The sequence below is a fragment of the Mameliella sp. MMSF_3455 genome (genome assembly GCF_030733205.1).
Lineage (GTDB): Bacteria > Pseudomonadota > Alphaproteobacteria > Rhodobacterales > Rhodobacteraceae > Antarctobacter.
In genome coordinates this window covers 43612-56011 of the sequence record NZ_JASHJL010000012.1, presented here as the reverse complement: position 1 = coordinate 56011, position 12400 = coordinate 43612, and the positions used below count along the sequence as shown (strand labels likewise).

Here is a 12400-nt window from a genome sequence, read left to right as displayed (position 1 = left end):
ACACCCTAGCCTTTGACGCCGGCAGAAATCATCACCGCCTCGGTCACGCGTTTCTGAAAGACCAGATAGCCGATGATGACCGGCGCCGCCGCCAGAAGGGCCAATGCCATCATGCGGGCATAGGCGACCCCGAAGCTGTCGTTGACCTGCGTAATGCCGACCGGGATCGTCATCATGTTTTCGCTGGTGGCGATCAGGAACGGCCAGAAAAAATTGTTCCAGGCCGAGATGAAGGTGATGATCGCCAGCGCCGCCGTGATGCCCCAGTTCAGCGGCAGGTAGAGCTTGAACAGCAGGGTGAACTCTCCACCCCCATCCAGCAGCACGGCCTCACGCATCTCGCGCGGGATGGCGTCAAAGAACTGCTTGTAGACGATCACCACCACCGGAACGATCAGCTGCGGCAGGATGATCCCCCACCAAGTGTTGACCAGGTCCAGATCGCTCATCAGCACGAATTGTGCCACGTATAGCGCCGGGACCGGCACCATGAAGCTGGCCACCACCACGAGATACAGCATCTTTCGCCCGGGAAACCGCAGTTGCGACAGCGCATAGGCGCACATCATGCCCGTCACCAGAACAATGATCGTGATGATGAGAGAGGTCCCCACCGAGTTGAGATACCAGATCGGCAGCTTGGAATTGGACAGCACCGACAGGTAGGCGGAAAAGTTCAGCTCGTCGATGAGAACACCGGCATCCGACACGATCCGGTTCTCGCTGCGAAGGGACGTGGTCAGCGCCCAGTAGAGCGGAAAGATCCAGATCGCGGCGGCGATCAGCACAATGCCCGAAAAGGCAAGATCCCTGGCGCGTTTGACGGTCATTTGCGGCCTCCGATGCGCAAGAGTTGGAACTGCAGGACAGAGACGATCACGATGAAGAGGAACAACACCATCGCGATGGCAGAGGCGTAGCCACCGTTGTTCAGCTGGAACGCCTCTCGGTACATCTGCATCAGGACGACGTAGGACTGGTTGAAGGGGCCACCGTTCGACAGCAGGTACACCTGGTCAAAAAGCTTGAGTTGCAGGATCAGTTGCAGCGTCAACACCAGCGCGGTGATCGGCCAGAGCAGCGGCCAGGTCACCCGCCAGAAGCGCTGCCAGGAGGTCGCGCCATCCAGCGCCGCAGCCTCGTAGAGGTCGGGCGGAATATTGCGCAGACCGGCAATCAGCAGCAGCACGTTGAACCCGTTGGTCCACCAGATCGTGACAACGGCGATCATGGGCATCACCCAGTGGGGGTTCTTGAACACCGGCACGGGCTTGCCCGTGATGGCCGCGATCAGCGGCTGCAGGATGCCGAACTGGAAATCCAGCATCCAGGTCCAGATCATAGTCACGACAGAAACCGGCAGGACGTAGGGCAGGAAAAACAGCGTCAGCACCAGCGCCTGCATCCGCCCTTTCAGCTTGCTGACGGCCAGCGCGATCAGCAGGGCGATCACCGTCGTCGGGATGACCGTCAGCAGCACGAAATAGAGGTTGTTCCAGAGCGAGGTATAAAACAGCCGGTCGTTCAGCAGCTTGGCGTAGTTGTCCACACCGATCCACTGTCCCTCACCGATCAGCGGCGCGTCGGTAAAGCTGAGCGCAATCACGCTGAAGGTGGGGTAGAGAAAGAAAACGATGAAGATGAACAGGAACGGCGCGGTCATCAGGAACGACGCCCGCAGTTCGCGGCGTCGGCGCTTTGGTATCGACATCAGGGCCTCCCTTTCCCCTCCCATGTGGGGCCGGGGACCGGCATGGCAGGTCCCCGGCTGTCAGTCTCAGTCAAGCAGGGACTGCAACTGTGCCTTCATCTGCTCGGCGGCATCCTCGGCGCTGAGGAACCCGTGCACGGCCGGGGCGATCAGGTTGTCCACTGCGTCATAGACCGGCGAAGCAACCCCCGCGATCTTGGACCGCGGATCAAAGGCCGCGTTGTCCGCCAGCGAAGCATAGGTCGCATTGGGCTGCAGCGCCGCGTAGTCGTCGCTTTCGACGGTGGGCTTGTAGGCCGGGATATGGCCGGCACCGGCCCAGGCCAGCGAATGCTCCTGCATCCAGCCGATGACCGTCAACACGGCGGTGCGCTTTTCGTCGGTCATGTCCGGGTCGTTGGGAATGGCGAAGGCGTGGGAATCCGCCCAGGTCGCCGGCATGCCCATCATCTGCGGCACTTCGTTGGCGAACCAGTCAAAGCCCAGCGAACCATCGTCGGTCGAGTCCTTGAAGGTCGGAACCTCCCAGACACCATTGATGTGCAGCACCGATTTCCCGCCCGAGAACAACGCCACCGACGCCTCGTAGGCGGCCTGCTCGGGGATCAGCCCTTCGGCGCGCCAATCCGCAAGGGTCTGGATCGCGGTCACGGCCTTGTCCATGTTGTCACCGGCCAGCACCTCGCCATCGGTCAGCATCTCGCCGCCCTGCTGGCGCAGCAGCGTGTAGAACATGCGCCAGGTGCCGCCACCGCCTTCGGACTGAAAGCTCAACGGATCGGAAAAGCCCTCTTCCTTGGCCCAGGTCAACAGTTCGGTCATCTCCGCGATGGAGGAAATGCCCGTCAGATTGCCGTCAGCGTCCAGCCACTTGGTGCCGTCCAGCGCCGTGCGGTTGTAGTGAACAACGACGGCGTGAATGTCGAATGGCACGGCCATCAACTGCCCGTCATCGGTCGACGCGGCGGTGATTGACGCCTCGAAGAAATCGTCTTTGGACAGCCCCGCCGTCTCGAGGTCGGCATCGCTGATCGGGGACAGCACGTCCTCTTCCAGTGCCAGCGGCAACCGCGACAAGTGGTAGGTCATGATATCGGGACCCTGGCCAACCGCAACCGCGGTGCGCACCTTGGTATAGAAGGGCAGACCCCATTCCAGCGTCGTACCGCTGATCTGGATATCGGGGTGTTCCGCGTTGAACTGGTCGATCAGCGCCTTCATGCGCACGCCATCCCCACCGGCCAGAAAGTCCCACCACTCGACTTCGACCTGGGCCCAGGCCGGACCGGAGAGTCCCAGCGCCACCGCGGTTGCCGCGGCCAGCTTGCCAAACTTCATAGTCATTTCAGTCCTCCTCCTGACTGTCGTTGTCTCATCGAATGCGATCGCCTTTGCCGTCGAAGACGAAAATGCGCCCGATCTCGGGCGTCACCGTCTGGACCGTTCCGTGCATCCCGTGCCGGGCGCCGGTCTGCTGAAAGATCACCGGCTCGCCACCTTCCAGGGTGCCGTGCTGGTAGGACACGCCGCCCAGTTCCTCTGCCACGTCGACCGTGACCCGAAGACCCCGCCCCTCAGTCACCTGCAGGTGTTCGGGGCGCATCCCCAGCGCGATCCGCGCACCCTGCGCGGGCTTGTCGGCCAGCGGTATGTCAAAGCTGATGTCCGGCTGGCCGGTCAGCGTCGCGCTCACACCGTCGTCCCTGTGCCCCGACACCGTCGCATCTAGGAAATTCATCGACGGCGACCCGATGAAACCCGCAACAAAGCGGTTCGACGGGTCGTCATACAGGTCCAGTGGCGCGCCGCTCTGCTGCACATGCCCGCCCTGGAGAACAAAGATCGTATCGGCCAGCGTCATCGCCTCGACCTGGTCGTGCGTGACGTAGATCATCGTCGCGCCCAGCGCCTTGTGCAGCCGCGCCAGTTCCAGGCGCATCTGCACCCGCAATTCGGCATCCAGATTGGACAGGGGTTCGTCGAAAAGGAACACCTCTGGCGCGCGCACAATAGCCCGCCCGATGGCCACCCGCTGACGCTGGCCACCAGAGAGTTGCGCCGGCTTCTTGTCCAAGTGTTCGACGAGTTGCAGGATACCGGCGGCCTCGCGGACCTTTTCATCCACCTCGGCCTTGGGCCGCTTGGCCAGCCGCAGGCTGAATGCCATGTTTTCATAGACCGAAAGGTGCGGATACAGCGCATAGGACTGAAAGACCATCGCCACGCCGCGATCCGCCGGATCCTCATGCGTCACGTCACGGTCACCGATGGCGATCTGGCCGCCGCTGGTTTCTTCCAAACCTGCGATCATCCGCAACAGCGTGGACTTGCCGCATCCCGACGGGCCGACGAAGACCGCGAACTGACCGCGCTGGATGTCCATGTCGACGCCACGGATCACGTCGATCGCACCAAAGCTCTTCTCGATCCCTCTCAGATGAACGCCTGTGTCCTTCATCGCGCCTCCCCCTCTTTCGTTGCTCCCGGGCCGGGCACCCCTGCCTCAGCCGACCGAAAGCCGGATCATGCTGTAGGAAAAGGCCGGCAGCTCGCCCTTGAGACCTCCCTCGCCCACGGCCAGCCTGTCCCCCTTGCGCGGGGTGACCTTGTTCGGCTCGGCGCAGGTGTTGGCGACGCGCGCCAGGCTGCTGTCGCCGCCCATCACCTGGTGGTCGATCAGCTTGAGATCGTCAAAACCGTGCAACGCAAGATCAAGCTCCATCGCCTCGTCCGGGCTTCGGTTGATGGCGAACACCGTGATCGATCTGCCGTCCGGCGCCAGCACCGCGGCCACGTCAAGGTAGTTCACATCCTGCGCCACCGCCTCGTCGTAGCGCGGGCAGTCCACGGCGACATTCAGCGCCGTGCCGCGACCGTAAAGGCTTGCAAACTGGTAGGGATAGTAGATCGAGGTCGCCCAGGCCTTGCCCCCGCGTTCGGTACGGATCGGGGCGATCACGTTCACAAGTTGCGCGATACAGGCGATCTTGACCCGGTCGGACCGGCGGATGAACTCGTTCAGCAACCCGCCGACAAAAATCGCGTCCTCGAGGTTGTAGTCCTCTTCCAGCAGCGCCGGCGCCTCGGGCCAGTCCCAGCTGTGCCAGTTTTTGCTGTCCTGTTCGCGGTTGTGATACCAGACGTTCCACTCATCAAAGCAGATGTAGATGTCGTTCTTGGCCCGCTTCTTGGCCTTGACGTAGTCGATCACCCCGGCAATCGACTGGATGTAGCGCCCGGTTTCCTCGACCTTGGCAAAGTAGTTCAGGCTGTTGCGGCTGTTGTTGCCGAAATACTTGTGCAACGAGATGTAGTCGACATTCTCGTAACACTCTTCCAGCACCTGCCGCTCCCAGTCCGGGTAGGTTGGCATCTGGTCGTTGGAAGAGCCGCAGACCACCGTCTCGATCCCCTTGCCGAAGGCCTTGACCGCCTTCGATGTCTCGTCAGCCAGGCGTCCGTATTCCTTGGCCTCCATGTGCCCGATCTGCCAGGGGCCGTCCATTTCATTGCCCAGGCACCACATGTTGACGCCATAGGGGTCTTCGACGCCGTGGCTGCGGCGCAGGTCGCTCCAGTAGGTGCCGGAGGGGTGGTTGCAGTATTCGACAAAGTTGCGCGCCTCTTCGATTCCGCGGGTGCCGAGGTTCACGGCCAGCATCATCTCGATCTCGGCATCCCTTGCCCAGCGGGCAAATTCGTTGATACCCACCTGGTTGGTTTCCTTGGACCGCCAGGCCAGGTCCAGCCGGACCGGGCGATCCTCTTTCGGGCCGACGCCGTCCTCCCACTTGTAGGCCGAGACGAAGTTGCCGCCCGGATAACGGATCGCCGGGATCTTCAACGCACGCACGAGATCTAGCACATCGCTGCGGAACCCATTGGCGTTTGCGGTGGGGTGATCGGGTTCGTAGATGCCGCTGTAGATGGCCCGCCCCATGTGCTCGATGAACGCCGAATAAAGACGGTCATCGATCTGCGCGATGCTGAAATCCCGATGTATCGAAGCGCGGCCCTTCATGTCCCCTCCCAGGTACGAATGTCGTGTTGGGGGCACAGTAGGGTCGCCGCGCGTTTACATTCAATTTACATCTCAGTCTATCGCGTTGACAGAATTGGTAATGATTGTCGGGTCCGAATTTCCTTTGCCCAGCCGCTTTTCGACAAGCCCAAGCAGCCGCCGGGCGGCCGCCGACATCAGGCGATCCCGTGGACAGAGGATGTGGTAGGGTTCGATCGGGATGGGCCTGATCGTGTCCAGAAGGACCAGATCGGCGCAATAGGGCGGCGACAGCAGCAGGTCGGCCACCTCCTGCGTGACCACCGCGATGACATCGGAATCGCGCAGCAGGGCCATGATGGCCACCACGGAGGCGGTCTTGATCAGGTTGTCGGGCAGGTCCGTGCCTTCCTCGTGAAAGGCGATTTCGAGGGCATGCCGGATCGGCGCGCCCCGGTCCTGCATCGTCCAGAGGCTGTCGGACAGATCCGCCAGCGATACCTGCCCCACGGCGGCCTTCGGATGGCCGCGCCGGACCATCAAGAGAACTTCCTCGTCATGGGCGGGCCGGATGTCGAAGTCGCGAGAGTAATCGTGCGGGCCGACCCGACTCAGCGTGAAATCGTAGTCGCCGCGTTCCAGCCCCCGCATCAACTGCGACGACGATGAGACATCAAGCGACACGTCGATGCCCGGCGCCACGGACTTCAGCTCGAGGATCGCCGGGATCATGGCGGCAAGCGCCCCTCCGGTCACGGCCCCCACCCGCACCGAGCCTCCCATGCCGCCCAGGTGCGCGGAGAAATCCTGTGACATCCGGTCGATATCGTGGACCAGCTTGCGCGCATGGGTCACAAGCACCGTCCCCTCGGGCGTGGCGCGCATCCCCTTGGGTGTCCGTTCGAACAGGACCGAACCGATGTTCTCTTCCATGTCAGCCAGCATCCGCGAGGCGGCGGGCGTGGTCATCCCGCAGACATCCGCCGCAAGCCGCAGTTTGCCATGACTGGCAATCGCACTGATGAGGCGCAGCTGAACCGGCCGAAGAGAGCGAAGATAATGTGACACGGCCGCGGCCCCCAATACGCACCCGACCGCCGCGCCGGGCAACTTGCGCCAGACTCGCGCTGCGCCCAATGTTTAGCAACCCCGCAAAGGAAAAGGCGCGCCATAAGGCACGCCTCCCCTTTGTCGGATCCGTGCCGGGATCACTCGGACAGAGTGAAGGGCGCGGTGTACTTGTCGACGTTGTCCGGCGTGATCAGGGCGCAGTCGAACAGCTGCTTTTCCTGGGCCACTTTCGGTTCGCCGTTCTTGATGTAGTAATCCGCCTGGATCACCGCCTCGCGCGAGAAGACGGCGACCGGCTGCAACACGGTATAGGCCATCTCGCCGGCGCGCACCGCCTCGACCGCATCGGGCGAACCGTCGAAACCGCCGACGATGGTGCCTTCAAGCTTGCCGGCTTCCTTCAGCGCGACGATGGCCCCCAGCGCCATTTCGTCGTTACCCGAGATGACGGCGTCGATGATCGGGTTCGCCTGGATGATCGACTGCATCTTGGTATAGCCTTGGGTCCGGTCCCAGTTGGCCACTTCCTGTGCGACCTTCTCGAGGCCCGGGTACTGGCTCAACACGGTGTTGTACCCGTTGGAGCGTGTGGCCGCGTTGTTGTCGGCCGGGTTGCCGAAGAACTCGACGTATTTGGCCTCGTCTCCGACCAGCTCCTGCCATGCCACGGCGCCCAGCGCGGCACCCTGCGCGTTGTTCGACACCAGCTGCGCGATGGCGATGCCGGACTCGTTGATCTCGGCGTTCACCAGGAAGACCGGGATGCCGGCCTCGGTTGCCTTGCGCACCACGCCCACGGACCCGTCCGCATTGGCCGGGTCAAGGATGATAGCCTTGGCACCATTGGTGATGGCCGCGTCGATCAGATTGGATTCGACGTTGGTGTCGCCCTTGTGCGCGGCAACGGTGGCTTCGTAGCCCAGCTCTTCGGCGGTTTCCTTGGCGACCTGACCTTCGGTGAACCAGTAGGGGTTCGCCGGGTCGGTCACGATGATGGAGATCAGGCCCTCGGCCCAGGCCGAGCCTGCCATCAGGGGCAGCGACGCGGCGGCGGCCAGCAGGGCGCGTTTGGTGAACTTGATCATGAGAATTCTCTCCCTTGGGTTGATTGTTGCCGGGGTCCGGCTTGACTTCGCGTCGGGTCTCCTCTTGCCCGAGAAACCGCGAAACTTGGGTGGGGCGGGCCTAGCCTTTCTTGGCCTTGCCCCCGTATTGGATGGAGTTCAGCATCACGGCGAGCACGATGACCGCGCCGGTAAAGACCGTCTGCCAGTAGGACGAGACGCCGATGATCACGAGGCCGTCCGACAGGAAACCGATGACGAAGGCGCCCAGCAGCGTGCCGCGTACGGTGCCGCGTCCACCCATCAGGCTGGCGCCGCCCACCACGACCGCCGCGATGGCCGTCAATTCGTAGGTGGTGCCCGCGGTGGGCCCGGCAGAGGTCAGCTGAGAACTGAGGACGAGCCCCGCGATCGCCGCGCACATGCCCGACAGGACGTAGACGGTGATCTGCACCTTCTTGACCGGCACGCCGGACAGTTCGGCGGCACGTTCGTTGCCGCCAGAGGAATAAAGCCAGCGGCCAAAGGCGGTCCGCGACAGCAGCAGTCCGGCGGCAATCGCGACCACGGCCAGGATGATGACCCCGATCGGCACGCCGCCGATACGGTTGAAGCCAAGCCAGTCAAAGCCGGTATTGCCCAGGCTCTCGTTGCCGGACAGGTTGTTGAACGTCAGGCCGTTGGTCATCAGCAGCGCGACACCGCGCGCTACGTAGAGCGAACCAAGCGTCGCCACGAAGGCCGGCACCCGGAAATAGGCAACCAGCACGCCGTTGACCGCGCCGACGAAGGCGCCCAGGCCCAGCGTCAGGACCACGACAGCCCAGACCGGCGGGTACAGGATCACCCCGGCGGCTTCCAGTTCGACGCCCTGCATCAGGAAACCGGCGAAGACCCCGGTCAGGCCCAGGACAGAGCCGACCGACAGGTCGATCCCGCCGTTCAGGATCACCAGCATCATGCCGATGGACAGCAGCCCGAAAATGGCGACGTGATTGGCCATGATAAGGAAGTTCGACACCGTCGCGTAGTTCGGCGACAGGATCGAAAAGATGATGATGATCGCGATCAGGGCAAAGAAGGCGCGACCTTCCAGCAGGATCTGAACGAGATTGGCATCCTCGCCAAAGATCGAGGCGATCAGCCCGCCTGACCCCTGTTTCTTGTTGGTGGTGACATCGGTCATTTCCGCGATCTCCAGTTCAGTGCTGCGCCGTGTCGGGCTTGTCCATGTCGACAATTGCCCGGGCTGTATGTTCGTCGATGATCAATCCGCTGAGCAGTCCGCTTTCGAGAACGGCCTTGATCGCCTGTGTCTTGATTTCACCCCCGGCCACGGCGACGATGCGGCGGCCCTTCAGCCGCTCCAGCGGCTGGGTCAGGATGCGGTCGGTGATCTCGCGGCCCACGGGTTTGCCACGCTTGTCAAAGAAATGCCCCAGCATCTCGCCGACGCCGCCGGCCTCGGCAATGGCAGCCATTTCCGCTTGCTCGATCATGCCGGTCGTGACCAATTCCGCCTGCGTCCCGGTTGTGCCGATCCCCACGACCATCAGATCGGCCTCAGCGGCCAGGTCCGCGGCCTGCTGCGCCGCCTTCTGGCCCAGCAACACGTCGCGGTCCGCGGTGGAATTGGCGATGAAGGGAACGGGCATCGAGGCGGCATCGGCCCCGGTCTTGTCCGCAAGTCGGCTGACGACCGCGTGCGGGTTCACGTCCGCCCCGGCGGTCAGCGCACCCATCAGCGAAACGACTCGCAGGTTCGGTGACGATTGCGGCGCCAGGTTCTCGACACAGGACAACAGGGTCCGCCCGTGGCCGACCCCGATGACTTTCACGCTGCCCTCTCCGATGACATCGGCCAGGAAACGCCCCCCCGCCGCGCCCAGGGGGCCAAGCGCCAGGTCTTCCTGGTGCAGGTCGGTGACAACCTCGCAATGATCCAGGCCAAAGGCCGCGGTCAGGCTTTGCTGCAGGTCCACCTCGCCCGAGGCGGCCATGATCTGTTCCTTGGTGGCATCCGGGCCGAAGGTGGCCGAGATCTTGCCCTTGTGCATGACGATGATGCGATGGGCGATGGACAGGCACTCGCTGACCTCGGATGTGGAATAGACCACGGCGAGGCCCTCTTTCGCCCCTTCGGACAACAGGCGGAACACCTCGGCCTTGGCGCCGATGTCGATGCCTCGGCTGGGTTCGTCCAGCAGCACGACAGAGGGTTTGGTGGCCAGCATCTTGCCGATCACGACCTTCTGCTGGTTCCCCCCCGAGAGCGAGCCGATGGCCGCGCCGCCGCCATCGGTCTTGATCGTGACCTCGCGGATGGATCGTTCGATGATTTCCTGCTCATCCGCCTTCGACGTCAGCAGGCGCCGGGTAAAGGCCCCGATCGACGCCAGAGAGAGGTTCTGACCCACGGTCATGGTCTGCACCAGCCCATCCCGCTGACGATCTTCGGGTGTCAGGACCAGGCCCGCCTCGATCCGTTGGGCAATGGTCATTCCGGCCAGGTCCTGCCCATGAAGCCGGATCTTGCCGCCAGAGGCAGGCAGGCGGCCCGCGATACATTCCATCAACTCGGTGCGCCCTGCGCCCATCAGTCCGTAGATGCAGACGATTTCGCCCTGCCGCACGTTCAGCGACAGGCGATCCACGACCGAATAGCCGGACCCGCCGGGCGCAGGCACGCTCAGCCCCTCGATCGACAGGGCCGTTTCGCCGAACGCGTAACCCGTCGGCGGCGAGCCAAGGTCAAAGTTCTCGCCCACCATGTTGCGGACGATCCATTCCAGGTCGATTTCCGCGCGGGGCGCATAGGCGGTCATGACACCGTCGCGCAGGACGACCGCGTGATCGGTGATGGTCAGCGCCTCTTCGAGGTGGTGCGAAATGTAGACGATCGAGACGCCGCGCGCCTTGAGGTCATGGATCACCTTGAACAGCACCTCGACTTCGGCCGCCGACAAGGCCGAGGTCGGCTCGTCCATGATCAGGATGCGGGAATTGACGCTCAGCGCGCGGGCGATCTCGACGATCTGCTGCTGGCCCAGGCGCAGATCCTCGACCGGGGTCAGCGGGTCGATGTCCTCTTCCAGCTCTTCCATCAGGATGCGGCACTGGCGCTCTTCCTCGGCAAAGTTGACGCCGCGCGGCCCCATGATCTCGCGCCCCAGAAAGATGTTGTCGCGCACGTTCATGTTGGGGGCGAGCGAGAGTTCCTGGTGAATGATGGAAATGCCCAGTTCGCGCGCCTCGACGGTCGAGCGGATCTCGACCGGCGCGCCGTCCAGGATCAATTCGCCCGTCGTGGGCATGTGCACGCCGGACAGGATCTTCATCAACGTGGACTTGCCGGCGCCGTTTTCGCCAAAGAGCGTCGTCACCTGGCCGCGGTGAACGTCAAAGTTCACCCCCTTCAACGCATGAACCGCCCCAAAGCTCTTGGTCACGTCGCGCGCGGCCAGAACCACCTCGGCCTTGTCCGGCGTGGCGGTCGGCGTTTCGTCGTGCTCTGGCGCCTTCATCACTGCACCTCAAGCGCGACTGGCGTGACCAGCCAGTTCTTCGGGTTGATCATGGTGAAGGCACCGGTAACCGAGATGGTCTTGCCCTGCAGGCTGTCGCGGTCGAGATCGGCCAGCACATCCGCCGACATCGCCCGGTTGATGCCCGCCCCCGCGTCCTGGTACTCGATCTGGTTCTTGAAAGCGCCGAATTCGATGTCGCCGACGATGTCCCGCAGTTCAGTCCCGTTGATCGCCGGGCCGGTCTGAACGCGGATCCCTGTCCCCTCCGGCATGTCCGGCACGTCGATGTTGAAGATGCCGGATTTCCCTTCGCCCACGGTGCCGGTGAATTTCACCGTCATGACCGGAAAAGCCCCCGCCATCGTGCCGTAGGCCGCCGTTGCCGCCGCCTTGTCCTCGGCCAGTTCGCGGGCAAGATCGGCCGCCTCGGGGGCACGGTCCATCACGAACTCGCGGATTCGGGGAAACTCGTCGACGCCAAAGCGATCCGGGTCAAAGGCCTGCTGTCTCAGGTCTTCCTCGCCTCCGATGGCCACGACCTTGGTGTCGAGCGCGATCGCGCCCAGCAACACAACCCCTGCGATCGCGATGATTACATTCCTGCGCTTGGCCTTGCTGGCGCTGGCAGATGCTGTGCCGGTGGTAGCCATGTCAGGCGTGCCCCCTCTTGCGATTCTGCCCGGCGGACCGGGCGGTTCCGTTTCTTCCTGCCAAACGACAGAAACCTGTCTGTAAAGGGAACTGCAACCAATTGAAGTTGCTTCGCTCCTCCCCTTTCGCCGTGCCCGGAACTCCTCAATTCCCTGGATGGGCCGACGATTCGTCGCCGTGAAACCACTGCGACCGTTTGAACCAACCATAAGTGAAAAAAATTACGTTGTCTGCAAAAAAAATCACTGCGTCGTGATTCTTTGTGTTACACCAATTGCAACCGGGCGGAGTGCGGACGGGCGTCAGACCGCCCTGAAAACGCGCGGCGCATGGCTGCCCCGAGGGCAGAAAAATACAAGTGTCACAAGGGGGAGGC

At 63.0% G+C, this 12400-nt stretch carries 10 protein-coding genes; all 10 read right to left on the bottom strand.

From position 1 onward, the window contains the following. Positions 1 to 5: 5 nt before the first annotated feature. The 10 genes from RBB42_RS11010 to RBB42_RS10965 all read right to left on the bottom strand — a co-directional run bounded on the left by RBB42_RS11010 (position 6) and on the right by RBB42_RS10965 (position 12023). Complete coding sequence (locus RBB42_RS11010) at positions 6 to 830, bottom strand: carbohydrate ABC transporter permease (RefSeq protein WP_305967759.1); 825 nt, start codon at positions 828 to 830, stop codon at positions 6 to 8. After that, on the bottom strand, positions 827 to 1711 hold the full coding sequence (locus RBB42_RS11005) for a carbohydrate ABC transporter permease (RefSeq protein ID WP_305967758.1): 885 nt from the start codon (positions 1709 to 1711) through the stop codon (positions 827 to 829). The genes RBB42_RS11010 and RBB42_RS11005 overlap by 4 nt, the downstream gene beginning before the upstream one ends. A 66-nt stretch (positions 1712 to 1777) precedes the next feature. Continuing rightward, positions 1778 to 3055: an extracellular solute-binding protein gene (locus RBB42_RS11000; protein ID WP_305967757.1), complete on the bottom strand. Its 1278-nt coding sequence runs from the start codon at positions 3053 to 3055 to the stop codon at positions 1778 to 1780. A 28-nt stretch (positions 3056 to 3083) separates the two neighbouring features. Beyond that, positions 3084 to 4169: an ABC transporter ATP-binding protein gene (locus RBB42_RS10995; RefSeq protein ID WP_305967756.1), complete on the bottom strand. Its 1086-nt coding sequence runs from the start codon at positions 4167 to 4169 to the stop codon at positions 3084 to 3086. 45 nt (positions 4170 to 4214) lie between these two features. Beyond that, entirely contained in the window at positions 4215 to 5732 is a 1518-nt protein-coding gene (gene arfA, locus RBB42_RS10990) for an arabinosylfuranosidase ArfA (protein ID WP_306043679.1), read from the bottom strand. 72 nt (positions 5733 to 5804) lie between these two features. Continuing rightward, positions 5805 to 6779 (bottom strand): LysR family transcriptional regulator, encoded by a 975-nt coding sequence (locus RBB42_RS10985; protein WP_305967754.1) that lies wholly within the window; start codon positions 6777 to 6779, stop codon positions 5805 to 5807. A gap of 140 nt (positions 6780 to 6919) precedes the next feature. Then, positions 6920 to 7867, bottom strand: a complete 948-nt coding sequence (locus RBB42_RS10980) for a D-ribose ABC transporter substrate-binding protein (RefSeq protein ID WP_305967753.1) — start codon at positions 7865 to 7867, stop codon at positions 6920 to 6922. Between the two features lie 100 nt (positions 7868 to 7967). Then, on the bottom strand, positions 7968 to 9032 hold the full coding sequence (locus RBB42_RS10975) for an ABC transporter permease (protein WP_305967752.1): 1065 nt from the start codon (positions 9030 to 9032) through the stop codon (positions 7968 to 7970). Between the two features lie 16 nt (positions 9033 to 9048). Then, on the bottom strand, positions 9049 to 11370 hold the full coding sequence (locus RBB42_RS10970; RefSeq protein ID WP_305967751.1) for a sugar-binding domain-containing protein: 2322 nt from the start codon (positions 11368 to 11370) through the stop codon (positions 9049 to 9051). Continuing rightward, positions 11370 to 12023, bottom strand: coding sequence for a DUF2291 family protein (locus tag RBB42_RS10965; protein ID WP_305967750.1), 654 nt, complete (start codon positions 12021 to 12023; stop codon positions 11370 to 11372). Before RBB42_RS10965 ends, RBB42_RS10970 begins: the two co-directional genes overlap by 1 nt. Positions 12024 to 12400: the final 377 nt, after the last annotated feature.

Bases quoted from the DNA above. Each gene is read 5' to 3' on its own strand.
- arfA (WP_306043679.1), bottom strand. From the start codon at position 5,732: ATGAAGGGCCGCGCTTCGATACATCGGGATTTCAGCATCGCGCAGATC.
- RBB42_RS11010 (WP_305967759.1), bottom strand. From the start codon at position 830: ATGACCGTCAAACGCGCCAGGGATCTTGCCTTTTCGGGCATTGTGCTG.
- RBB42_RS10965 (WP_305967750.1), bottom strand. From the start codon at position 12,023: ATGGCTACCACCGGCACAGCATCTGCCAGCGCCAGCAAGGCCAAGCGC.
- RBB42_RS11000 (WP_305967757.1), bottom strand. From the start codon at position 3,055: ATGACTATGAAGTTTGGCAAGCTGGCCGCGGCAACCGCGGTGGCGCTG.
- RBB42_RS10980 (WP_305967753.1), bottom strand. From the start codon at position 7,867: ATGATCAAGTTCACCAAACGCGCCCTGCTGGCCGCCGCCGCGTCGCTG.
- RBB42_RS10975 (WP_305967752.1), bottom strand. From the start codon at position 9,032: ATGACCGATGTCACCACCAACAAGAAACAGGGGTCAGGCGGGCTGATC.
- RBB42_RS10970 (WP_305967751.1), bottom strand. From the start codon at position 11,370: ATGAAGGCGCCAGAGCACGACGAAACGCCGACCGCCACGCCGGACAAG.
- RBB42_RS11005 (WP_305967758.1), bottom strand. From the start codon at position 1,711: ATGTCGATACCAAAGCGCCGACGCCGCGAACTGCGGGCGTCGTTCCTG.
- RBB42_RS10995 (WP_305967756.1), bottom strand. From the start codon at position 4,169: ATGAAGGACACAGGCGTTCATCTGAGAGGGATCGAGAAGAGCTTTGGT.